The sequence below is a fragment of the Nodosilinea sp. FACHB-131 genome (genome assembly GCF_014695395.1).
Lineage (GTDB): Bacteria > Cyanobacteriota > Cyanobacteriia > Phormidesmidales > Phormidesmidaceae > Nodosilinea.
The window spans coordinates 1-23,248 of the sequence record NZ_JACJOF010000043.1 but is presented as its reverse complement, the minus strand read 5'-3'; the positions used below and the strand labels follow the sequence as shown (position 1 = coordinate 23,248).

18 protein-coding genes are annotated in these 23,248 nt (G+C 53.2%); 13 read left to right on the top strand and 5 right to left on the bottom strand.

Annotated features, from left to right (window positions below; all coding sequences use genetic code 11):
• The first annotated feature begins 41 nt into the window (after positions 1-41).
• On the top strand, positions 42-635 hold the full coding sequence (locus H6F75_RS27265; protein WP_190756477.1) for a TetR/AcrR family transcriptional regulator: 594 nt from the start codon (positions 42-44) through the stop codon (positions 633-635).
• Positions 636-960: 325 nt separating this feature from the next.
• Here the strand turns inward: H6F75_RS27265 and H6F75_RS27260 are convergent, their stop codons facing one another.
• Both H6F75_RS27260 and H6F75_RS27870 read right to left on the bottom strand, forming a co-directional pair.
• Positions 961-1,143 (bottom strand): hypothetical protein, encoded by a 183-nt coding sequence (locus H6F75_RS27260; RefSeq protein WP_190756475.1) that lies wholly within the window; start codon positions 1,141-1,143, stop codon positions 961-963.
• A gap of 56 nt (positions 1,144-1,199) precedes the next feature.
• On the bottom strand, positions 1,200-4,781 hold the full coding sequence (locus tag H6F75_RS27870; protein ID WP_199304162.1) for a S8 family serine peptidase: 3,582 nt from the start codon (positions 4,779-4,781) through the stop codon (positions 1,200-1,202).
• A gap of 339 nt (positions 4,782-5,120) precedes the next feature.
• On the opposite strand from H6F75_RS27870, the gene H6F75_RS27245 reads away from it, so the two are divergent.
• Complete coding sequence (locus tag H6F75_RS27245; RefSeq protein ID WP_190756473.1) at positions 5,121-6,578, top strand: hypothetical protein; 1,458 nt, start codon at positions 5,121-5,123, stop codon at positions 6,576-6,578.
• A gap of 44 nt (positions 6,579-6,622) precedes the next feature.
• Complete coding sequence (locus H6F75_RS27240; RefSeq protein WP_190756471.1) at positions 6,623-8,005, top strand: efflux RND transporter periplasmic adaptor subunit; 1,383 nt, start codon at positions 6,623-6,625, stop codon at positions 8,003-8,005.
• 621 nt (positions 8,006-8,626) lie between these two features.
• On the opposite strand, the gene H6F75_RS27235 is transcribed toward H6F75_RS27240, so the two are convergent.
• On the bottom strand, positions 8,627-9,433 hold the full coding sequence (locus tag H6F75_RS27235) for a hypothetical protein (protein ID WP_190756466.1): 807 nt from the start codon (positions 9,431-9,433) through the stop codon (positions 8,627-8,629).
• A 172-nt stretch (positions 9,434-9,605) separates the two neighbouring features.
• On the bottom strand, positions 9,606-10,145 hold the full coding sequence (locus H6F75_RS27230) for a tyrosine-type recombinase/integrase (protein ID WP_190756464.1): 540 nt from the start codon (positions 10,143-10,145) through the stop codon (positions 9,606-9,608).
• Between the two features lie 1,348 nt (positions 10,146-11,493).
• Between H6F75_RS27230 and H6F75_RS27225 the strand changes: the two genes are divergently transcribed.
• The 10 genes from H6F75_RS27225 to H6F75_RS27180 all read left to right on the top strand — a co-directional run bounded on the left by H6F75_RS27225 (position 11,494) and on the right by H6F75_RS27180 (position 22,182).
• Positions 11,494-11,829, top strand: coding sequence for a CU044_2847 family protein (locus H6F75_RS27225; protein ID WP_190756462.1), 336 nt, complete (start codon positions 11,494-11,496; stop codon positions 11,827-11,829).
• Positions 11,830-11,834: 5 nt separating this feature from the next.
• Positions 11,835-13,658 carry a trypsin-like peptidase domain-containing protein gene (locus H6F75_RS27220; RefSeq protein ID WP_190756460.1) on the top strand — a complete coding sequence of 608 codons (1,824 nt, stop codon included), beginning with the start codon at positions 11,835-11,837 and terminating at the stop codon, positions 13,656-13,658.
• Positions 13,655-14,692 carry a MoxR family ATPase gene (locus tag H6F75_RS27215; protein ID WP_190756458.1) on the top strand — a complete coding sequence of 346 codons (1,038 nt, stop codon included), beginning with the start codon at positions 13,655-13,657 and terminating at the stop codon, positions 14,690-14,692. The genes H6F75_RS27220 and H6F75_RS27215 overlap by 4 nt, the downstream gene beginning before the upstream one ends.
• Positions 14,689-17,658 (top strand): formylglycine-generating enzyme family protein, encoded by a 2,970-nt coding sequence (locus H6F75_RS29120; protein WP_347710720.1) that lies wholly within the window; start codon positions 14,689-14,691, stop codon positions 17,656-17,658. Before H6F75_RS27215 ends, H6F75_RS29120 begins: the two co-directional genes overlap by 4 nt.
• Before the next feature lie 68 nt (positions 17,659-17,726).
• The gene (gene avd / locus H6F75_RS27205; protein WP_190756456.1) at positions 17,727-18,083 is read left to right on the top strand and encodes a diversity-generating retroelement protein Avd; all 357 of its coding nucleotides are present in this window, start codon (positions 17,727-17,729) and stop codon (positions 18,081-18,083) included.
• Between the two features lie 2 nt (positions 18,084-18,085).
• On the top strand, positions 18,086-19,171 hold the full coding sequence (locus H6F75_RS27200; RefSeq protein ID WP_190756454.1) for a reverse transcriptase domain-containing protein: 1,086 nt from the start codon (positions 18,086-18,088) through the stop codon (positions 19,169-19,171).
• Positions 19,165-19,407, top strand: coding sequence for an SUMF1/EgtB/PvdO family nonheme iron enzyme (locus tag H6F75_RS29115; protein ID WP_190756452.1), 243 nt, complete (start codon positions 19,165-19,167; stop codon positions 19,405-19,407). Before H6F75_RS27200 ends, H6F75_RS29115 begins: the two co-directional genes overlap by 7 nt.
• A 70-nt stretch (positions 19,408-19,477) precedes the next feature.
• Positions 19,478-20,356, top strand: coding sequence for a formylglycine-generating enzyme family protein (locus H6F75_RS27190; protein WP_190756449.1), 879 nt, complete (start codon positions 19,478-19,480; stop codon positions 20,354-20,356).
• Between the two features lie 466 nt (positions 20,357-20,822).
• Positions 20,823-21,179, top strand: a complete 357-nt coding sequence (locus H6F75_RS27185) for a hypothetical protein (RefSeq protein ID WP_190756447.1) — start codon at positions 20,823-20,825, stop codon at positions 21,177-21,179.
• A 517-nt stretch (positions 21,180-21,696) separates the two neighbouring features.
• Positions 21,697-22,182 (top strand): hypothetical protein, encoded by a 486-nt coding sequence (locus H6F75_RS27180; RefSeq protein WP_190756445.1) that lies wholly within the window; start codon positions 21,697-21,699, stop codon positions 22,180-22,182.
• Positions 22,183-22,569: 387 nt separating this feature from the next.
• Here H6F75_RS27180 and H6F75_RS27175 read toward each other — a convergent pair whose 3' ends face one another.
• A complete protein-coding gene (locus H6F75_RS27175; RefSeq protein ID WP_190756443.1) occupies positions 22,570-23,118 on the bottom strand; it encodes a tyrosine-type recombinase/integrase in 549 nt (182 codons plus the stop codon).
• Between the last annotated feature and the right edge of the window lie 130 nt (positions 23,119-23,248).

The window sequence follows — 23,248 nt, the reverse complement described above, 5'->3', positions numbered from 1 at the left end:
AGTTAATTGTATTCACTTTTAGTTAATCTAGTTAACTAAACATGGGTCGCCCGCCTAAAGAAAATTCTTTAACGCCGCATGATGTGGTTCAAGCTGCGATCGCTTGCCTCGATCGAGAAGGGGAGTTGGCGTTGGGTGTCAATCGAGTAGCACGAGAGCTAGGGGTTAAGCCACCTGCTATCTACAAACACTTGGACGGGAACACAGGGCTGCGTCGCGCCGTAGCCCTAGAAATCTGGCGCAACTATTTGACGCACTGCCAGAGTCAGATGACCGACACTATAGAACCCTTTGCCTTACTTCGTATCGGGGCACAAGCAACCCGCAACTTTGCCCAGCGATATCCTGGGCGTTATGCGGTAATGATGCAATACCAAATGCGACCTACTGATCTAGAGGAGGCGGAAATCATTCAGAACTCTTTGCACTTCTTCCAGAAGTCGCTGCAACTATACAAATTGAGTGAGAATGCTTTGATCGACGTGATGCGGATGGTCAATGCAGCCGTCTACGGTTTCATCACCCGAGAACAGCAAGAACTGATGACCCTCAACCGTTCGACTGATCAGAGCTATGAAGTCATGCTAGATGCGCTAATTGTCGCCATTAAACATATCCAGCAAAATGACTGTTGAATGGGGTTAAGCCAGATCGGCTAATTGCGCGCGCAGGCAACTACTCAACCCTCACTGCGGCTGGCCTCTACCCGCCTAAACTCCAAACAAAATTCGAGGCGCTGACGCGCCGGGGAAAGTAGCCCATTTTTCTTTTTTGAGTTTGAGCCGAGAGCTGCTGGAAAACTTAGTAGCATCATGCCAGTTCACCTGCTCAATTGGTAGGTCAGCCCCCTTTAATCTGTACGAATCAGGGCTCACTCTCGCTTTTCTTGCTTGTACCCCGCCACTACCATCCATTGAGCATGAGTCACCGGATAGCGACCGATCAAAAAAGGGAGAACCTTCACCAATCGCTGGGGACGTTAGTACCGTTGCTATTTGGTTCGCCCTCTAGGGCACCCATCATAAATTCCCCGCCGGGTATCAGCATCAGCGTCAGCGTTACCCCATCACCCAAGTCTTCGGTGTAGGCATTGTTGGTGCGTTTGTATCGATAGAGGGTGAGGTTGTCGGGTGGGGCCGCCATGCTGTTGCCGTAGAGCTAGCTGTGTTGTTAATGATTATGGCCCAGCAATAGAACGACTAGCGCCAAAAACGTGAAGCCAAACTTCTGCCCGCCCAGCTTCCTGCGAAACTTCCTGCAACAGCTCCAACAAGTCCTCCAACAAGTCCTCCAACAACTGCTCCAGCAGGTCCTCCAACCATAAATCCAATTCCTGCTCCAATTTTAGCTCCAGCCCATGCCCCACCAGCAGCACCAGCCCATCCACCGGCTTCTTCACCAATTGCATCTTTACTATTCCGACCTAATCGCCAATTATCCTGCCGAAGTGCTGAACCAATATTCCATACACTCAGCCCTATACCTACTGGTAAAGCTACCCTACTAATAAGTGCAGCTCCTCTTGAGAGTGGACGAGCTATCCTTACTAATCTAGGAGATACTTTTATATGAGGATCTGGCCTTCCAGTAAATTTTGGGTTGAGATTGATGTGTGGGTAATTAACCCTTCCATGTGGCCGATCTAACCTAACGACCCAATTCCTGGGGGAACGACCTTTAGTATCGAAAATTCCTGCAACTGTTGAGCGCCTCCAATTTCTCATTGGATAGCGAGGATGTAAAACAAATCTTCGCGGAACAGCAAGCGCTCGCCCAGTACTCCCTACTGTCTCTCCCCCTCGTTGATATACAGTTGAAGCGACACCATTCCAATCGATGTAACCCTTCTCAAAATTTTGCCGGAATACACCATTACCCAAGCTATATCGTGCTGAGGTGGGATTTCCAAGGATCCCTTGATACGTTTGAAAAGCTTCTGCAAACTGACTATCAACTTGAAACCCACTAGGAATTTGAGGTTGGTTATTAGAACCAAGATTCCGTATGTACAAAGCAGACATCCACCCTATTCCGTTTGCAAGACGATACCAAAGCCTGCTGCTGCCATAATTATTGAAGTCATGAACCCACCCTCCAAGAGCTTGATCATTAAATATCAACTCTGATCCAGCTGGTATTTTCGTTACCTCAGCGAAGTTTAGCCCTGGCCCTGAGCGAACTCTAAGCCATCCAGTAACAGCAACATCTCCGACGCGCTCAATTTGTCCTGAGAACAAGGAAGCTGGACGCTCAAAAGGAGTAACTTTGCCTTCCCCATCCCAAGACGTCGGTATATTTAAGGGAGGTGGTGTATGAGATTGAGGACTAGTTGCTTTCGCAAGGCTAACTGCTGCTGCTAAGTTGACAAGTCCTGCTCCCGTTTCTGAATCCCACCCTGGAGTGTTTAGATCAACGGCTGTTCGTTTCAAAATCTCTTTAACTTGCAGATAGCTTAGATCAGGATTTGCAGCCCAGACTTGAGAGGCAGCACCTGTTACTTTGGCGGTGGCAACGGATGTTCCTGCCATTCCACCAACACCAAAATCCACAGGGATCTCTAATCCGAAGTCATCTTCTAAACTCAAATTGTTATCAATTTCAGAACCTGTATCAATTTCTTTAAGAGCGCCAAAGTATTCCCGTGCTGCTAGAAGCCAATCTGTGATCTCCTCATTTGGAGAGTCAGAAATTTGAGCAGTCCTATCAAGTTCATCGGCGAGATATTCGTCTACTGAATTTAGAAAATCTCTAACGCTGCCAGGAATGATCGAATCAGGTGTGTCTGTGATTTCTATATTTTCCAGATCAATCCATGCTGCTTCCATGGACTTAAAAAGACTCTGAATATTCCTCAAATTCTGTATTAGATCTGTATTCAGAGCTTCTGAATCATTGCTCAGGTCTTCCAGTTCTAATGAAATTGCTGCTTGGAATTCTCGTAAATACTCTTTGATATCAAGATCGTCTCGAAGTCTTTCAACAGAGTCTTTCGCTACATAATAGAACTCTTGCTCTTCCTGATTTAACTTATCTGGGCTTAGAGGAAAATCGCTTTCCCTTAAAAGCTCTAAATCGGCTCCGCTATCTATTAATGAAGTGACTGGTTCTTTAGATGTACCACCAAAGGACACTAAATCCAGTCCGTTACCATAGCTAGCGTACTCTGCACGATCTCCGGAATAATCTGATGAACCAACAGTAATGATATTGTCAAACTCTTGAGACGCCTGTCCTAGCACAGACATAACACCAGCATTATTTCCAGATGATGCAATTACTAAGACTCTATTCTGTCTCGCATACTCAAGAGCCTGACGTTCTCCAGGAGTAAACTCATAGCGAGTAGTTACATTTCCATCTGAATCTATTTGAGTTAGATCAAAGCTCAGGTTGACAACGGCGTTTGGCTGTCCGGATTCCTTGGCAGCATCGACAAACTCAATCAGTGATTCTGCCCATCGACCGGAGCCAACAGCACGTCCTAACCAAATCGGGGCATCGTCGTTGATGCCATCGATCCCAATGCCGTTATCCCGTGTTGCACCGATAATTCCTAGGATGTGAGTCCCATGCTCATTGCCTTCACTATCTTGGAAAAGCGGATTGCCATCCCCATGCACAAGGTCACGGCCTAAAATGACTCGTGAATAGTCAATATCTGGATTGCTGCCGTTAAAGCCAGTGTCAATAATGCCGATCAGCGGTTGATTCTCAGCTGCCTCGTTGAATTCCAGAGAGGCATCAGCATAGGCAAGAATTTGATGCCCCATGTCTGTGTCGCGCCAATCAACCTCAGCATCCAATACGTCATCCAGAAGCACGGTTTCTGCATAGGCTCCTGTTACTTGGAAAATAAGGTCGTTGTAGTCACGATCACTGCCTTGGTCCACCCTTAAATCTTCGAATACAAACACTTTGCCTCCGCCAGTTGCATCAGCAATTTGCCCGGTTGCGAACATATCATCTGGGTTTGCGGTCGCCAGCGAGAACAGCGGAGTGCTAGCACCACCCACACCAGGATTATCGGCTACCGCCTCGACGCGACCATTGGGCACTAGCATGACGCCAAAGCGATCGCCCGGTCTCATCTGGAACGTCTTCACCCCTTGGTAGTCGCCGGAGTTCCAATTACCGGACTCACCCGGCGTCGGGCCGTCAAAGCGGGCCCCCTCCAGACGGTCAGAAATAACAATGTGGCCTAACTCCGACTCACTCAGTGCCCGCCGGGCCGCCTCCTGAATAAACGCCTCAGAGCCAGGGTCAAACTCTTCCATGCCCTCCAAGCTGAAAATGGCCAACTCACCCTGATAGCCGCCGCCATCAAACAAGAAGTCAATGCTGACCTCCCCCGTTTCCCCAACCGTGAAGACCCCCGACTCAAACTGAATTGGGCCATCCAAATTAGCTAGATAAGCCTCAGGGTCAATCTCCTCCAGCTCTTCCTCTAACAGAAAATCCTCTTCTAAGAACGTGACCAGGGCCGCATCACTCCCCTCTAGGTCACCCTCTAAATCAGCCGTTGCCGCAACTTTTTCATCGACTCCAGCCTCGACCTCATCGGCCTCCGCATCGCTGGCGTCAAATTCTGAGTCAAACTCTTCCGCCTCATCACCCCAACCCGGGATATGGAGATCCGCCACATCCGGCGTCTCCCCCTCCATATCCACAACTCCACTAGGTGTCAGCCTGGGCTCTAAGAACAGCGTCTGGTGCTGCTTCTGGGCAAACCCCTGGGGCTTCTGACGACGGCGATGGGAGAAACCGAGAAAGAACAGTGACATGGCAAATCACCCTGACTGAAGGATAAAGACGGTAGCTCACTTAAACAGGCGGCAAAACCAGCCAGCCAACGCCTGCAACAGGCGTAAGTGTCAGACCACTCAGAACAGGGGGGCAGCTGCATTGAGGTCAACAAGTTCTCCGTACCCTAATTCGTACTGAGTTTTATTTGCAATACAATCTACGTATTTACACGTAAAATTTCACACATGCCCTTCCGACATCAGAAATCGATGAAGAAACATAGAAAAAGCTTAGGGAATGATAAAAATCCTTGAGAAAACTGGGAACCTTACGGATAAGCTCCCGATAAACCGAATAAATAACGCTACTAAAGGCAGATGAGCGAAATCTGGGAAAACAGCCAGACGTGGATCTGTCCAGACCTACGTCCCCATTGGTGTCTTTACGAACACCGGTCTAGCGACGGCTACAGCCTTAAATCAAGTGATGGTCAAATCCACCTGTGGGTTAGTGATATAGCCGGGTATGCCCTGCTGCACTTCACCAACCGCTACAGCGTGGGCCAGGTGCAGCAGCGGTGCCAGCGCCATTTTGGACCAGCCTGCCCGCCTAACCTAGTAGTTAGGCTGTTGCAACAGCTGATGCAGACAGGCGTTCTCGCACCAGTTGAGGACATAGGGTCAGCCCAAGCTGCCGCTAAACAGCCTGCGACCTCATCCTGCCTACAACTGCGGCCCGCCGTGGAATGGATTGGGCACAGCGACGGCTACTGGATTCTGCGCAACCCCGAGACTGTCACCCACCTGCAGATTAGCCCTGCCGATAAAGCCATCATCGAACAGCTAGACCAGCAATCCGCTGCCCAACTGGCTCACCGCCATCAGCGTAGCCCCAGCGAGATCCGGCAACTTGTCAGCTTCTTAGCCCTAAAGTCCATGCTCCAGGGCATCGACCCGCCCGCTCCTCCAAAAAAGAAATTCAATCCGCTACAGCTGTTGTACTTCAAACGTGCCCTGCTCAATCCTGATGCCTGGCTAGAACGCCACGTCGATAAATTGCGCTGGATCTGGCAACGTCCGACCTTCTGGCTGCTGTGCGGGTTTCTGAGTTTCACCCTAGTGCAAGCACTGGCTCAACAGCCCTACATCGTGACCTACGCCCAGTCTCTGATAGCCGCTTACAGCTGGAGTCTGCTGCTGCCCTTCGGTGTCCTGGCCATGGCGGTTATCTCCGTCCACGAACTGGCCCACGCCTTCACCCTGAAACACTATGGCGGTCGCGTTGCGGAGATGGGCCTGCTGTTCATGTGCCTAATTCCTGCCGCCTACACAGAAACCAGCGACTCCTACAGCCTGCGCTACCGCCACCAGGCTGCCCTGGTGATTGGTGCAGGAATACTATGCCAAATCATCATTGGTGCTCTGGCTTTCTGGCTATGGAATTTAAGCTCCCCCAGCTCCTGGTTTCACACCGCTAGCTTCCTGCTAATTGGTGCTTCCCTGTTTACTGTCCTGCTCAACCTCAACCCCATGGCGAAATTTGATGGCTACCACTTAGTTTCCGCCGCCAGCGGCATCAACAACTTGAGAGCCCGCTCCTTCGCTCTCTACGCCAGTCTGCTACAACGCAAATCCAGTCCAGAGTCCGGCAGCGACTACTGGCTGCTGTTGGCCTATGCCCCCCTAAGTTTTCTCTACCTGCTGCTGGTCTTCAGCCGCCTAGCTCTGTGGCTAGGGGACTGGGTCTTAACCCATATCCCCGCCCTGGGCCTACTGCTCCTGAGCCTGTGGCTGATTTACTACCTGCTGCTACCTGACCCTCAACCCAAAACCTGACCCCAGTTTGTTACCCGCATCTGTCTACCCATTCCCTATTCCCTATGAGTGCATCTACCAATCCCAACTCACCTGCAGAACAATCTCCCCTCCGCGTTGTTCCCCCACCCCAGACCCCTCCCAATAGCCGCGAAACACCAGTTCGATCTACCGCTGCCCCTGTTGCCCCCCCTCAACCACCACTTTCAAACCCTCAACCCCAAGCTGAAGACCAACCTCACCGCCGCCCTTGGCTCAAGGTTGGTCTAGCCCTGGCTTGTCTGGGTTTGGCTGGATTCATCCCCACCCCCTACAACGTCGGCGGACAGGTCATCCTGGAATGGCCAGAAGGAGAACGCCAGCCCGTGCGCTCCCCCATCACTGCCACCATCCAAGACTTGCTTGTCACTCCTGGTGAAACCGTTACTCCAGGTCAACCCCTAGTACGCCTCCACAGCTACGACCTAGAGCGTCAACAGCAAGAACTAACTCGCGAACTCGCTGAAGCCCAACGGGAACTCGCCGAAGCCCAGCAAAGCCAACTCCAGGCCCAGGCACGCTTGCTAGAAACCGAAGCTGCCGCTGCCGCTGCCCAAAGCCGAGCTGCCCGCAGTCAATCCCGGGTAGCCCAAATGGAACAGGGTACCCTGCCTCCCGAAGTGCAAACCCTGATGGTGCGCAGCCAGCAGCTCGCTGGACAAGTCGAAGACAGCCGAGTTGAAATGGAGCGATTCCAAACGCTGCACCAGGCCGGTGCCGTCTCAGAACAAGAGATGATGACCACCCAACGCCAGTACCGAGAAGCCCAAAGTGCCCATGCCGCTAGCCAAAGTGAAATCCGCGTCGCCCAACAACGACTGGGAGATCAGGCCCAAGATGACTCTGGCCTAGCCGCTGCCCAAACCGCTACCCGAACTGCCGCAGCCACCGTCGCGGACTCTACCCTACTGATTGCAACCTACCAAGACAAGATCAACACCCTGCATCAGCAGCTAGAGGAACTTGCCCACCTAGAAGCTGACCTCACCCTCAGCGCTACCCGTCCTGGTACCATCCTCAGCGACAACCTTGACCTGCGCATCGGCGAAGAAGTTAACCCCAGTGACGTACTGATGCGCATCGCCGACATCCAGACCCTCACCGGCAATGTCGAAGTTAAAGAAGAAGACCTGAGCTTCTTTGAAGTCGGTGCCTCCGTCAGCTTCCGAGCCCGCCAAGCCAAACTTGACCCCTACCAGGCTACTGTCGAGAAGATTAGCTACGACGACCTGCAGCCTGACGCTACCAAACAACGGCAAGTCGCCATCGTGCGCGTGGTCATCGACAACCCAGACGAACGGCTTAAACCCGGTGCTAGCGGCTACGCTAAGATCTTCTCCGAATGGATCCCTGTCTACCAGCGCATTGGCAGAGAAATCATCAAGCTAGTTCCTGAGCGATTCCTATAGCCTCCTGGGGTCATCATCCGCAGCGAGCCGTGGGCGAGGGCCAGTGTCACGATAGACCAGGGTCATTCGGCCCTAACTTCTCTGTCCTAGTCCATCAGGGTTAAACCATTACCGCCAGCAGCCCCAGGGTCGATTTAGGATAGGCAGAACCATGAGTCGGTTGCAAAGAGAGACACCCAGTGAAATAACTTTGAGCCCTAGGATAGTTGTCCCGCGCCGCAACCACTCCACAACTGAGTATCATTGCAAACCGTCTCTGCATAAGGCATCTAAGCCAGTCGAGAGCTTTGACTGCGACTTCTAGATAGAACAGCAAGATCAGGCTTTGAGACAACTGTCACAGAGCAGAACAGGCCAAATCAAGTCCATTTTGCAGCTCTACTGGCACAGAGTATATTTGCTCATAACTTATTAAACAGATATTCGTGCACCGGTCTTTCCTCTTAACAAAGAGCATCGCCTGAGAGTAATGAATGTAATTACACTGCTCTTTTTGTGTAAATTTTCATTCAGTTCAACAACGCGGCCCGGCCCGATGAAGGAAACCATTCGAATAACCGATAAACGCGCTAGCAGGTTGGGTCCGCTGCAGCGCGAGGTTACACGACAGAGTAAAAATTCTCATAGAGAAGGCAAACCATCCATTGTTACTTCCTCCAACGCCGATGCAGAGGAGGGTTCGAAGTCGTACTCACCTTTTCTTCGAATCAGTACTTTAACAGTTGCCCGAATCCACTGCTTCTCGGAGTCTGACAGAGGGACTAGTGTCGAACGCGATTCGAGTTTCCGGGCGTCGAGTGGGGTGCCCCTCTCTGAGGTCAGTTCGCCAAGCTTATCCAAGACTTTCCGATCAATCTTGTAGACCCTTGACGCTTCCCCCCTGGCACCTTTATCAGCTCCTGTACTCCACTGCATAAGGCTAAGGCAAAAATACCCAAGAGACTGATAGCTTTCTTTCCCCTCAATGTGGTTTTGATAACGCTGCCACATTGTACCGACGTCAAGACTTGCCTTAAACCTCGTCGGTGGCTGAGGGTACACTTGTCGGGTAGGAGGGAGGCAAATCCCAGTTGCCTGCATCGAAATTGGTCCTAGCATTATTCCAATTTGACAAGCGATGTGATCGGCTACCTGTGGTGAAGGGCTTCTGTCGATGATATTGGCCTTATTGAAGCAAAATTCGATGGCATCCCGATCCATTTCAATGGCTGAATAGATCATCCAGTCTTTCAAAAATGGCTCGACAACTTGCCGTGCGGACTCCACCGTAGCGAAGTGCTGCTTCAACTCGACGGTAAGGGTGTCCGCCTCCAGATGGAGGCGAAAAGCATCGTAATCGCTTTCCAAAGGTGGTGGGTTGTCAAATTGTACTTGGCTTGTATCTACCCGAAATTCGTAGTTTAGCCACTCAACGTGCGGATCGTTCACCTTGCCAAATCCTCAGGTACACTGCCTAACAAGGCAAGATTCAGCACAGACCGTAGAGACGTTCAGCAAAACTTCTATTCGCTTGAGCCCCCGATTATTAGCCTGGTTCAAAGAGCAACTCGATGCCTTCTATCCGTAGGGTAGTGCATTGGAGCTCTGAAGACTGTGGTTATTACAGCTGCGCGATCGCCTCCACCTTCTCCTCCTCCGACACATCGAGGTACCGCTGCAGCGCCGCCATCGACGACCAGCCACCTAGATCTTGGATTGCCTTCAGCCGTACCCCCGCCTTATCCAACCGAGTTGCCCAGGTGCGCCGGTTGCTGTGGGTGCTGTAGCCGCGCAGACCCAGGCGATCGCACGCCTTCCGCAGCGCCAAATCGCAGGCTTGCCGCGTAATCGGCTGTTCCCCACTCCGTCCCGGAAACAGGTACCCTCGGCTCGGTAACTCCGCCTCCTGCAACACCGCCCTCAGCTTCGGATGAATTGGCACCGCCCGGGTGCGCTTTGTTTTCGTCGTCGCCTTACGCAGCACCAGCGTATTGCCCACCACATCCTCCACCCGCAGCTGCCTCGCCTCACTGACCCGGCAACCGGTGTAGTAGCAAATGGAGAAGAGCGATCGCATCTTCGGGCTCAGTTCCTCCATCACCTGCTCAAACTGATCTGCCGACCAAATTTCCGCCTGGTCGTGGCGATTTTGCTTCGGCACCGGCTCACCTTAGAATTGGATCCAAACTAGTCCTGCAGATCTTGACTTGCTCTTTTTGTGATTTCAGCAAGTCTAGTTTATTGAGATAGCAAGGGTTTCGGCGAATCTACGCAAAAACAGGCATGCTTATTGAGAACAGATCCTTCTTTTTGAGAATGCCAAACCGCTGAATATCAGCCCTTGGCTGAGTTAACGCTGTTAACCCGATTAATCCGTACCACCGCTAACCAACTGCCACTCTGAGATGAACTACTCGCGGGGTCGATTGCTTCCAACATCAAACGCAATGGCTAACCCAGGAATAAAAGGGAGCACTCCCCAGTTTTTACCAAAGAGCGCTTAAGTCTTAACTTTGCATTACAACTAAATTAGCCGTATTGTTGGGCAGCCTTGTATGCTCTTCTACTCTGGTTAAGTTACTCTGATAGCGCTTGGTTAGGCGATCGCAGTGCTGGAGATTGCTGAGCCCGTCAAGCATATATCACTAGTTAGTAAGAGATCTGCAAAATAAGCCATAGAAGCAATGTTTGGAGCTAATAGTATACATGAACTAATTGTAAGTCCAATTTTAGTCCAGCACATAATTTTCTAAAATAAAATCACTTGTCAAACAAGGATTTTAGAGGGTTGAATAGTTGCACAATCAGCAACCCGTCAAAAATCGCTGAAACCCTTGAGGTGCAGGAATTTCAGCGATCGTGATTGTCTGAAGGAAATTGGTTAACTTTCTTGAAATCATCAACTCAAGCTCTTTTAGTATTTTTAGCATGGGCCAATAGATTGAACAACTTTGTCGTTTTATAGATACCTTATAATCTGTTTTATATGATTTACAAAGCTTACTGAAGCAGTCGTTTACTATATTCTGTTTTGCTGTTGAGCGTTAGGCGTAGAACATCAGTATAAGGCGTGGCCCATTCACTACTGGCAACCGATACCCTATCCTTCATGGCAACAGCGCGAGCGCTACGTGGCCACCATCACCCGATGGCACCTTGAAACCTGTCTCAAGCTCAGTCTAAAAGGCGGTCGAGAGGCTGAGTAAAAATACCTGTGTGCCAGTAGACCAAAGTTTTGGCCTAAATCGGGACTACAGTCCTATGTGCCAGTTGCCAAACCCAACGAGTTTTCATGGATTAGAAATCGCTGAAATGCCCATGTTGTCGTTGATGGGTTGCGGCGCGGGGCAACTATCCTTGGGTTTGCCATCGGTCCATGGCTTAGCCCTTCAGGGATGAGGGCTTCTTTTCTCATGAAGAGGGAATCATAGGTTTCCGGAATTCCCCATTTCCGGCTTGGAGTGCTGTAAAAGTAGCAATATTGCAACTAGGTGGACAGGCAGAACAGCATGAACGAAGACAGAGTGTTAGCTGAGTTTCTCTTGGATGACGGTACCGCTGTCCGGGTTGAGGTGCCTAGGCCCTTAGATAGCAGTGCTGTAGAAGAAGTTTCAATCTTGGATGAAACGCTTTATAAGAGCGAACAGAGCATCAAATCTGCCCTGAGCAAGGCGTCTGCGATTGCAACCTCGGTGATGTCGAGCCTGAGGACGGGTGTGGCCGACGAGGTGGAAGTCAAGTTTGGTCTGGATCTGAGCGTAGAGTCTGGCGTTATCATTTCCACCGTAGGTGGCAAAGTAAATTTTGAAGTTACTCTCAAGTGGACCGGTAAAGGGGCTAATTAACTGGTATGGCTGACTCCAGCGTCAAGCCTAATACACCAGGCAAGACCGCGATCGCCCGCATCTACAAAGGTAATACGGTAGTTGGGGCTGGCTTTTGGGTGGAGGGCGGCTATCTACTCACCTGTGCCCACGTCATCCGCGATGCCCTGGCTCTTCAGTCAGAGGAATCAGCCCTGGGTCGGACGGTAAGAATCAACTTCCCCTTCGTGTCTTTGAGCCAGAAGCTCACTGCTAAAGTGCTGCTCTATCGCTATGACAAGGGGGAAGACACGCCTGACGAGGACATTGCCGGCTTACGAGTTCTAGAGTCGCTACCTGAAGGGGTGTGTCCGGCCAGAGTCGTAAGTAGCTATGAATTCCGTAACCCCTACCAGGTTCTGGGGTTTCCAAAGGGCCATGGCAAGGGAATTGGCTCCTACGGCCAGCTACTAGAAGAGTTACCCAATGGCTTAGTGCAGATGGAAGATACTAAGGCCGAGGGGGTCGCGATTTTACCTGGGTTTAGCGGTACTCCCGTTTGGGATGAAGGCTCTGGATCAGTGGTGGGCATGGTGGTGGCCCGTGAGAAGGATCAGCCCCAGGCCAAAATTGGCTTCATGGTTCCTGGTCGGCAACTGTTGGCAGTGCGTCGTGAATTGGAGAGTTTGGGGTTGTTGGCTCTGCTGACCGATGCTTCAGATGCCTTTGCCGATGCGATTAAGCTTGCCTATCGACTCTGCTGTCCTCAAGGGTGGGAGATGCCTGAGAGCTTGGTAGGCAAACTAGCTAGCCTTCAGGATGTGAAGCGGGGCGATCGCCCCTTTGAGGCAATAGCTCAATTTGTAGGGTTGCTGAGTCTGCCCGACTTAACCCTCGATGCCGACCTAAGGGAAAGCTTGCGGAATTGGGTGCAGCAGCGAGTGGAGGATGCCCAACCCCTACTGGATGAGGCCCAGCGTTTGTTGGATCAGCACCAGGTAGCCCAGGCCAACGACGCCCCCTCTCACCTGCTGATCTACGTTAAGGATGAATCAACTGATGCTCGATCTGTCTCAGCCCTGTTTGTGCGAGATGCCAGCCAGTACACCATTAGCACTGGCATGGGCGGTGAACCGGTGCAGGCCCCTGGCCAAGATCCCTTTCACGAAAAGGTCACTCTGGCCACCCTACCGGCCCTGGTGCAGGCCTGCTTAGATGAGGTGTTGGATAAAGCGCCTCAGCGGTTAATGCTGCATCTGATCTTGCCTATGGCCTGGCTCCATCAGGACTGCGATCGCTGGCCGCTGATGGATTGTTCTAGCAATGAGGTACTGGCGCTGCTAGACGAGATTCGCATTGGTGAACGCTTTTGCTGTGCAGTTCGTATCACCGAACGGCTCAACCCTGACATTCTCAAACGGTTTCGAGAGCCCTGGCAAGACAAGTGGAAGCAGCTTGAGTCTCTGAGGAGCAGCGATCTCTGTACAGCCTTTGTGCCAGGGGATGGAGTGGCTCCGGGTCCACTCAGAGCCAAGCTGAATTCACCGAATACGGTTGGCCTCAAGCTCTCGACTGTTTATGACGAGAGCCAGTATCCAAAGCTGTTCGCCACGCTGATCGCCACCGGTACCCCCGCCGCCCTGTGGCTGCGCTCTGACCAGTTCGCCGCCACGGTTGCTGCCGCGACCGATCTAGACGGGTTGCTCAACTGTAAAATCTCTACGTTGCCCGAAGCCATCAAGCAATGCCGTTCTGCTGCCCTGGCTATGGCTGAAGATGCCCACATTGGTCATCATCTCTCTTTCCTGCTGGATGACCCTAACCTGGTTCCGCCCAGCACTCATCTGTCCCTTGCTATGCCCCAGCCATGACCAACCCCGACTGGCGAATTTTTCAGGGAACTCACACTCCCCACGAAAACAAAGACTACGTGGTAGACCGGCTGCCCGACCCGCCCAGTTGGCGACCCTTTGGCACTAAACTAGCGGCCCACGAGACCGTCGCCAACCTGAAGAAACGGCAGCGGGGAGCGACCTTTCAGGCTACCGACGATGAGATCGACATGGTCAATGCGGCCCTGTATCTGCGCCGTCCCCTACTGATAACGGGGAAACCGGGGACGGGCAAAACCTCCCTGGCCTACGCTGTGGCCTACGAGCTCAACCTGGGGGAAGTGCTCTACTGGCCGATTACCACCCGCACCACCCGCAAAGATGGCCTCTACGGCTACGATGCGATCGCCCGTCTGCGCGATGCCCAGTTGCAAAAAGAGAAAGACATTGGCAGCTACATTACCCTTGGCCCCTTGGGAACGGCGCTGTTGCCGACGGATCATGCTAAGCGCCCCCGAGTGTTGCTCATCGATGAGATCGACAAGAGTGATATCGATCTGCCCAACGACCTGCTCCATCTGTTTGAAGATGGAGAATTTGAGATTCCTGAGGTGGTGCGGCTGGCGGAGGAGATTAAACAGGCTAAGCAGCCCGTCCGCATTCGCACGGCCTATACTGAAGCCGATGAATTGCAGTGGGTAGAAACGGAGACGGGGCGCTTTCGCTGTGGAGCCTTTCCTTTTGTGGTGATGACCAGCAACGGTGAGCGCGACTTTCCGCCCGCTTTTTTGCGACGCTGCCTGCGACTGAATATGGGTGAACCCAAACCCGATCGCCTCAAGCGCATTGTTGAAGCCCACCTGCAAGACGACCTAAATAGTGGAGCCAAGGTAGCTGAGGCCAGTAAGCTGATTCAGCAGTTCTGCGATCGCAGCAAAGATGGCGACCTGTCTACCGATCAGCTGCTCAATGCCATCTACTTCGTCACTCGTGAGCGAGTGCCCGAGAACAAGACCAAAGATAAACTGGTCGAGTCTTTGTTGAAATATCTCTCTAGTACTGAGGATGCATGAGGCCCGGTAAGCCCAGGGTTGCAGACATTGATGGCCTGGCCACCCTGCTCAAGGAGGTGGGGGTAGACTTTGGTGCTGAAGATGTGGCTGATGCCCTGTGGCTGGCCGGGCACATGGGTGACCTCTCTGGAATAGCACTCAAACAACAGAGAGACTCGGGTCGCAGCGGCACCCAAATCGATATCCGAGAAGAGTTTATTGACGACGATACCGACGACGAGTCTGGGCTCGCCCAGATATCGCTGCCCACCCGCCAGAGCCAGGGCAGGGGTGGCAGCTCCTCTAAATCAGGCATTGCCATCAAGGCCCCCGCAGCTCCGGCCCTGCGCATTCGCTTAGACCTGGCCCGTGCCCTGCGGCCCCTGCGCCGCCAGGTGCCCTCCCCCGGCCAGCTAGAGTTTGACGAAGCCGCCACCCTCGACCAAATTGCCGACCAGCAGGTCTGGTTTCCGGTGCTAAAGCCGGTGCCAGAGCGCTGGTTAGAGGTGGCCCTGGTGGTCGAAGCCATGCCCTCGTTACCCCTGTGGCACGAGACCATCGGTGAGGTTCAAACCCTGCTAGAGCGGCAGGGGGCCTTTCGGCGGGTTACCACCTGGCGGCTCGAAACCCAGGCCGAGGGCAAACCCCAGCTCTTTCCCCACTGGCAGCGCCCAGCCCAGGGTCAAATACCCCGCCGGGCTCAGCACCTGTGGGATGCTGCCGGACGACGGTTGATTCTACTGGTGAGTGATTGCACCTCTGAGGCCTGGTACAACGGCTCAATGGTGCGGTGGTTAGAAAAAAGTGGCCACCAGGCCCCTATGGCTGTAGTGCAGCTGTTGCCTGAACGGCTCTGGTCTCAGAGTGCGCTGGCTCAGGGCACCTCCATGCGGTTAAGTGCCCTAGAGCCTGGTACCGTCAGTGCTAAGCTCGCCGCTCGGCCTCGGGTGCCCCTGCTCCAGGAGCTGCTGGCTTTAACTGAAGCTCAGCCCACCCAGGGGGTAACGGTGCCCATTGTGACCCTAGAGGCCGAGCCTATCAAGCAGTGGGCCAGGGTGGTGGCCGGGGCGGGCGGCAGCCAAGCCCTGGGGGTACAGTTTGTGGCTGTGTCGCAACTTACCCAGGACAGCCCTCCAGCTGTGCCCTCCGCAGAAGAGCGGGTACAGCGCTTTAGAACCACGGCATCGCTGATGGCCCAGCGGCTGGCAGAGCTGATGTCTGCGGCTCCGGTAAGTCCGCCGATTGTTGATTTGATTCGGCAGACGTTGCTGCGGGGGGCAGAGCCGGTGCATGTGGCGGAGGTCTACATGGGCGGGCTGATGGAGGCCCGTGAGGTGGAAGCTGCGGAAGGAGATGGCACAGCCCTGGAGTATGACTTTGCTCCGGGGGTGCGAACCCTTTTGGCCGATGCCCTCTCTAGAACGAAGACCGAGTCGGTGCTAGATGTCGTGTCGCGGTACATCTCAGAGCGGCTAGGGTTGAATACTAGAAGCTTTGAAGCCCTGCTGCGGTTTGATTTTCAGGGTGACCCCTCAGCGCAGGATCTGGTGGTGCCCTTTGCTGAAATTGCTATCCCCACATTGCAGCGCATGGGGGGCGAGTATGCCGAGTTTGCTGAGCAGTTGGGGGCTACGCCCAAGGTTACTCCGCCGCTGCCCACCCCCGACCCCGATGACCTATTCCCGCTGCTGCAAACCTATACCTTTAGGGAAGCCACCCTGGTCTTTGAAAGCGATCCCAATGCACTACTAGAGCGTGATGTGGCGGTTGGGCAGCAGTTCATTGAGGCTTTGGGTGAGGGGGTGCGGCCAGAGCTGGTCGAGTTTGAAACAGCCTCGATTGGACCCCGTCTCTCTGTAGAGGCATACATAGACGATGTTGAGACAATCCTGACGGAATTAGAGCACTTGCTGGGTAGCCAAAGCCCCCCTCAACGATTGAAGTCGGTGCAAAGAACTATTTTGCGAGGTACCTGGGAAGGGCAGAGCTATGACGAAATAGCTTACAGTATCGCCAATGATAGAGCCTCACTCAAGCGGCAGGCGGCTCAGCTCTGGCAGATGCTATCAGCAGCATTGGGCGAAAGCATTACTAAAAGAAATGCCCGTGATGTTTTGACCCAGTGGAGTAGGCAGACAGGCGAAACAGGATTGACCATTCAACGCACTACCCGACGAGCCTGGCAGTATGTCGAAACTCTGAGCGGCGGAGTTGAGCTAGCGATGGCTTATATTCCAGCAGGTTCTTTCATCATGGGGGCTCCTGAGGATGAGGAAGGCCGTTCCAATGACGAAAGGCCACAACATGGGGTGACTTTTGCTGAACCCTTCTTTATGGCCAGGTACCCCATCACCCAGGCCCAGTGGCGGGCGGTAGCGGCAATGCGTCAGGTGGAGCGTGAGCTAGAGCCAGACCCATCCAGATTCAAAGGCGATAACCGTCCGGTAGAGCAGATCTCTTGGTACGACGCGGTGGAGTTTTGCGCCCGGCTGAGCCAGCGCACGGGGCGAGACTATCGCTTGCCCAGCGAGGCCGGGTGGGAATACGCCTGTCGGGCGAGCACGACTACCCCATTCCATTTTGGTGAGACGATTACAACTGATTTAGCCAACTATCGAGGAACGGATTGGCAAATTGGAGAGACGACCTATTCAGGAGCCTACGGCGATGGCCCCCACGGGGAGTATCGGGAAGAGACGACAGACGTGGGCCGTTTTGGTGTAGCCAACGCCTTTGGCCTGTATGACATGCACGGAAACGTTTTGGAGTGGTGCCAGGACTGGTGGCATGAGAGCTATGAGGGATCCCCTACAGATGGTAGTGCCTGGCTGGCCCACGAGGACGATGCTGAAGAGAAACGCGTACTGCGGGGCGGTTCCTGGGCCGACGATCCTGAGTACTGCCGGTCGGCGCTCCGTAGCGGGTACGCGCCCGACCACACTTTCAACTTCGTTGGTTTTCGGGTGGTGTGCGGCGGCGCGAGGTAGCCCTTTTCCCTTTTCCCCTCTTGCCCTTTGGTAGGCTGTAGTACAAATGCTCTTTATGATTCAAGGCTATGAAACGAGATTTGCCGATTGTTCAAAAAACCTATGACCTGGTGAAGTGGTACGTGCCCGTTCTCAACAAGCTGCCGCGCGACCATAAGTTTTTGCTGGGAGACCGCATCATCACCGGCCTCTATGACTTGCTAGAGGGGTTGATCCTGGCCCGCTACAGCAGCGACAAGCTGCCTCGGCTCAAAGCCCTCAATGGTCGCCTCGATCTGCTGCGTCACCAAACCCGACTGCTGTTTGAGTTTGAGCTGATGTCGGCGGAACGGTACCAATACATCAGCCAGTTGATCGACGGCATTGGCCAAGAGCTAGGCGGCTGGATGCGGCAGCAGCAGCAAAAGACCGCCGCCAATGCCTAGCTATGGTTAAGCGGCATGGCAACCTCTGGCCCCAGATCGTTCACTTTGAGAATTTGCTGCTAGCGGCGCGCAACGCCCAAAAGGGCAAGCGCATGCAGGCCAGCGTCTTGCAGTTCAACTATCACCGCGAAACAGAACTGCTGACCCTCCAGGCCGAGCTGCTGGCAAAGACCTACAAACCCCGTGGCTACACAACCTTTGAAATCTACGACCCGAAGTGTCGCCTAATTTCGGCGGCTCCTTACCGTGATCGGGTAGTGCATCACGCTCTCTGCAACGTGATCCAACCCATTTTCGATCGCACCTTTATTGACGACTCCTACGCTAACCGCACGGGCTATGGCACCCACCAGGCCTTGCGGCGGTATATCGACTTCATGCGCACGACTCCCTACGTGCTCCAGTGCGACATTCGAAAATACTTCCCCAGCATCGACCATGCCGTTCTCAAAGAGATTCTGCGGCGCAAGATCAAATGCCCAGAAACCCTCTGGCTGATCGACTGCATCATTGACCATAGCAACGAGCAAATCCCCGTCCACGAGCTGTTCCCCGGCGACGACCTGCTGACGGTGCTAGAGCGGCGGCGGGGGTTGCCCATTGGCAATCTCACCAGCCAGTTTTTTGCCAATGTCTATCTCAACGGCTTTGACCACTTTGTCAAAGAGCAGCTCAAGGTTAAAAAGTACCTCCGCTACGTGGATGACTTTGCCCTCTTCAGCGATGACCACGGGGTTCTAGCCGATGCTCGATTGGCCTTAGAAGACTATCTGGCGGGGCTACGCTTGAGGATCCATCCGGTTAAAAGCCAGCTCTTTGAAACGTGCCACGGTGCCAACTTCCTGGGGTTTCGAGTCATACCCCTGGGCGAAACCCATCCCAAGGATGTGCGGATTCGGGTGCGGCGAGAAAACCTGCGCCGAGGCAAACGCAGGCTCAAACAGCTCCAGGCTGACTATGGCAGCGGTAAGATTGGGTTTCAGGCGTTGGATAGGTCTGTGCAAAGTTGGCTGGCTCACCTGAGCCATGGCGACACCTGGCAACTGCGCAAACAGCTATTTGCCGATCTCGTTTTTGCGAGATGGTGAAGACGGGGCAGGCACCCCGACTGCGGGGCGGTTCCTGGAACAACAATCCTGAGAACTGCCGGTCGGCGAACCGTAACAGGAACGCGCCCGACAACACTAACAACAACGTTGGTTTTCGGGTGGTGTGCGGCGGCGCGAGTACTCTTCTGGGCCAGAACTGGCAGATGGGAATCTACCGGGCGTGCGAAGAGGAGTCCAGACCTGGTCCGGTGATGCTGGCGACGGCATCCGAATAGAAAACAGGGCTGAGTAGCCTGGTAAGCCCGGCTGAACGGTTGCTCAGCCCACCCTTTTTCTTAGGTTTCTATGGCAGCACCTCCGAAGGCTAAACCAGAGCCTCTCATTCAATATCGAGAGCGCACCGCCCAGTTTTTCACCGAAGACAAGCTGGAGCTATCGACGGGGCAAACGCCACTGGATATGGTCTACCTTCCCCCTGGAAGCTTCCTGATGGGCTCTCCAGAAGATGAGCTAGGTCGATACAAGGATGAAGGCCTTCAGCACTCTGTAACCATTGCTCAGCCCTTCTTTATGGCTAAGCACCCCATCACCCAGGCCCAGTGGCGAGTGGTGGCTGCAATGCCGCAGGTAGAGCGCGAACTCAAGCCAGAGCCGTCTAACTTCAAGGGGGAGAATCGCCCGGTAGAGCAGGTTTCTTGGCTGGATACGGTTGAGTTTTGCCGTCGCTTAGCAAAAGCCACGGGTCGCCCCTACCGCCTGCCCAGCGAGGCTGAATGGGAATATGCCTGTCGAGCGGGCACTACCACCCCGTTCCACTTTGGCGACTCGATCACTACTGACCTGGCTAACTACCGGGGCACCGATCGGGAATACGAAGGTGACATCTACTCGGGAGCCTATGGCGATGGCCCCCACGGTGAGTATCGGGAAGAGACGACGGATGTGGGTAGCTTTAAGGTGGCCAACACCTTTGGCTTGTACGACATGCACGGCAACGTTTTTGAATGGTGCCAAGACTGGTGGCATGAGGGCTATGAAGGAGCCCCTGCAGACGGCAGTGCCTGGTTAGCCCATGATGATGATGCTGAAGAGAACCGCGTGCTGCGGGGCGGTTCCTGGGACGACGATCCTGAGTACTGCCGGTCGGCGGGCCGTGTCAGGCTCGCGCCCGACCGCGCTAACGACCTCGTTGGTTTTCGGGTGGTGTGCGGCGGCGCGAGGTAGCCCTTTTCCCTTTTTCCCCCTGCCCTCTGGCGATTTTTTGGGGCAAATTCTCAAAAACGGTTTTGAATAGTTGCCTGCGCGCGCAGCTAGCCTGTCTAGTTCCCGGCGCGCGTAGCTAGCCTGTCTAGTTCCCGGCGCAACTACTGATAAGCGGGCTAGGCTCATACAGCACTGGGGCGGTTAACTCAAATTGGTTAGCCCCACCTGGTCATTCGTGAAGGGCTAGCCAAGAGTTGGTGGGTGTCCGGTTCAGTCTGCGTCCTGCTGGATAGAAACGGGGCCTGCACCTAAGGAGAAGGTCAACACCTCGTGCCTACAAAAACTCATCTAATTATGATTGCTCTGTAAATCGTTCGGGCCGCCGGAACACCGTGGCGTAAGGGGTAGAAGTTATTTCAGTACCGAGCACATGCTGACAAAATTCCTCTCTCCCCTTTTCTTCCTATCTACGACTCTCGTATTTGTAATGCCCGTCAATGCCCAGACTGCGGATGGCTGTGGTCACTCATTCATGATTTTGCCTGGCGGCAACTGCTTAAACCTTGGCTATACAAGCATATTGGGAGCCAGCCGGAGAAATGTTTCCCAGGCTAATGCTCAGTATCAGGAGCTGTTTGACGCAAACGTAACTCTTGAGGTCATTTATGACCAATACCCGTTGCTGGACAACGAAACAGAGGAGGAGAGAGAGGAACGCATTGATAACCTTGTCGCCACAAAGCAATTAAGAGATAGGACAGCAGTGCTTGGCCAAAGCATTGAAGAGCAACTGTACCCGCTGCATGTGCAGTCGATGTATATCGTTGGGGAAGCATTCCGCTAAACACCACAGCTAATCACTTGGATAACTGCCCCTAGGAAACAATGGCCCCGAGGCGCACATGCCCACTCCATTACTTCCAACTGAGAGCAGAGCAAAACAAGGCCCCCAGTGCTGGCCACGGGCAGATGTGAAATTCTATTTACGCCAAATAGCTTACCCCTGCTACTGCCCACATTGACGAGGGCACCATAGGCAGGCAGCAGGCAGGAGTCCTGACTTGTATCTTACCCAACCCTTGAGGTACTGCATGGCCTCTCCGCGATCGCCCCAAGTATGGAGCGTAGTGATGGTGACCTATCCAAAACCAACCCAAAAGTGTGCTTAAAGCAAACTCAGCTGTTGTACCTTGGGCTGGCCAACTTTTGTGAGTATGGCGGTAGGTATCGCTGCCCTGAAACGGTTTATAGAAAAAGTTATAGCTTCATCTACTTAGTGTAGGAATTAAGAAACATGTGACCTTCCTGTACACCCCAAGCTTGAACGTATATGGAATTATCCGATATTCTAAGAATCAATAATGCTTAAAAAGATTTCTTCTATTTGCTTTTTGGCCTTAGCCAGTGTGGGATTTTTTGGAAGTTTATCCTCAGTAAATGCTCAATTCACCTATACTTCTCCCGCTCCTGATCCCCTTCCTGTCGGGGAAAGTGATCGGTCTCCAGAATCATTGGCGGAAGACAGTGAATCTTTAATTATGGGGAGCTGGGATTTTTCTTACAGTATTACGCCGGACAATAATTTATTCGTTACTCGTATATTTGTAGCTATCCTCAATCAAGATAGTATTGGAATGGCCAGCCAGGTCGATTGTGGCCGGGCAGCATACCGGTTTATTACCGTCCCTTATTTTTATCGAAATCAGGAAATGCCTGGGACACCAATTTCAGACATCTCCATAAACACATGGGAATATTTCAACAAAAATGAAGCATTAGGTCGGGCAATGATGAGAACTTGCGAATCCGCAGCAAGGGCAGAAGGCATTGATTGGATCTGGGAGTAGCTGTAAATCATCTGTTTTCCACAACCTCATTGAACCTGCAAATGTTGATGCGGAACGTAAGGACAGGCAAAAGCTTAGGCGTGATTTGAATAGCAGTAATGAACTGACCATAATTGCTGCTAAAAGCACTAGTTCTTTGGGACAGCTTAAATACACTAAAGCGGCGTCTGAGCTAGGTTGTAATTAAAAAAAGACTAAATTCACTGCCTTTAACTATGCCAATCTAAAACCCCTGAAAAGCTAACGACGCAGACGGGATATATTATTCTAACGATGACAACACGCCATAAAGCCTCTGGCTATGCTGCTAGGGGCTTTTTTGTGATTCAACTCAGTTTTGCCCCTGGCTTGAGGTGCGATCACATCCTCCTAAGCAAGGAGTGTCGATTAATACGATAAAGCGTTGATCGCCCTCTTCTTCTGCTCCGGGCTCACCTCCAGATACCGCTGCAAACTGGCCAAGCTCCGGTGACCGCTGATCTCCTGAATCACCCGTAGGGGCACCCCGGCATTGCTCAGGTTGGTTAGCGCCGTGCGCCTGAAGCTGTGGGTACTGATGCCAATCCCATCCAGCCCGGCATAGGCCAGCACCTGGTCGAGCAGCCAATCTGCTGACGATCGCGCCAACTGGCCGCGACCATGTCGACCCGGGAACAGGTACTCAGCCCCGCCGTTGTCATAGGCCGCCAACAGAACCGCCAGCCTGGGGTGGATGTCGATCTGCCGGGTGGCCAGCTTGCCCTTCGTCGCCTTGGCCGGAAGCACCAGCACGTCGCCCTTGATGTCGCCGGTTCGCAGTGAGATTGCCTCACTCACCCGCAGTCCGCAGTAGAGCAGGATGCCGAACAGGGCTTTGTCTCGGGAAGAGTCCATCGCGCCAAACAGCCGGGCAATTTCGTCATGGGTTAGTACCTTCGCCTGGCCGTTGGTGCTCATGGGATCCGGGGTGTGTTTGCTTTGCTTTACTAGACAGTATTAATATTTCGTACAGTAAAATTCACGAGTTTATAAGGGTTTCCGGGTGTTGGGTCGTGCGGTCGGCCTACGTCTCACCTGAGACAGCCGG

Excerpts from the sequence above, each read along its gene's own strand:
- H6F75_RS27220 (WP_190756460.1), top strand. The coding sequence starts at position 11,835 with ATGGCTGACTCCAGCGTCAAGCCTAATACACCAGGCAAGACCGCGATC.
- H6F75_RS27870 (WP_199304162.1), bottom strand. The coding sequence starts at position 4,781 with ATGTCACTGTTCTTTCTCGGTTTCTCCCATCGCCGTCGTCAGAAGCCC.
- H6F75_RS27175 (WP_190756443.1), bottom strand. The coding sequence starts at position 23,118 with ATGAGCACCAACGGCCAGGCGAAGGTACTAACCCATGACGAAATTGCC.
- H6F75_RS27180 (WP_190756445.1), top strand. The coding sequence starts at position 21,697 with ATGCTTAAAAAGATTTCTTCTATTTGCTTTTTGGCCTTAGCCAGTGTG.
- H6F75_RS27260 (WP_190756475.1), bottom strand. The coding sequence starts at position 1,143 with ATGGCGGCCCCACCCGACAACCTCACCCTCTATCGATACAAACGCACC.
- avd (WP_190756456.1), top strand. The coding sequence starts at position 17,727 with ATGAAACGAGATTTGCCGATTGTTCAAAAAACCTATGACCTGGTGAAG.
- H6F75_RS29115 (WP_190756452.1), top strand. The coding sequence starts at position 19,165 with ATGGTGAAGACGGGGCAGGCACCCCGACTGCGGGGCGGTTCCTGGAAC.
- H6F75_RS27225 (WP_190756462.1), top strand. The coding sequence starts at position 11,494 with ATGAACGAAGACAGAGTGTTAGCTGAGTTTCTCTTGGATGACGGTACC.
- H6F75_RS27245 (WP_190756473.1), top strand. The coding sequence starts at position 5,121 with ATGAGCGAAATCTGGGAAAACAGCCAGACGTGGATCTGTCCAGACCTA.
- H6F75_RS27190 (WP_190756449.1), top strand. The coding sequence starts at position 19,478 with ATGGCAGCACCTCCGAAGGCTAAACCAGAGCCTCTCATTCAATATCGA.
- H6F75_RS27265 (WP_190756477.1), top strand. The coding sequence starts at position 42 with ATGGGTCGCCCGCCTAAAGAAAATTCTTTAACGCCGCATGATGTGGTT.
- H6F75_RS27185 (WP_190756447.1), top strand. The coding sequence starts at position 20,823 with ATGCCCGTCAATGCCCAGACTGCGGATGGCTGTGGTCACTCATTCATG.
- H6F75_RS27215 (WP_190756458.1), top strand. The coding sequence starts at position 13,655 with ATGACCAACCCCGACTGGCGAATTTTTCAGGGAACTCACACTCCCCAC.
- H6F75_RS29120 (WP_347710720.1), top strand. The coding sequence starts at position 14,689 with ATGAGGCCCGGTAAGCCCAGGGTTGCAGACATTGATGGCCTGGCCACC.
- H6F75_RS27200 (WP_190756454.1), top strand. The coding sequence starts at position 18,086 with ATGGTTAAGCGGCATGGCAACCTCTGGCCCCAGATCGTTCACTTTGAG.
- H6F75_RS27240 (WP_190756471.1), top strand. The coding sequence starts at position 6,623 with ATGAGTGCATCTACCAATCCCAACTCACCTGCAGAACAATCTCCCCTC.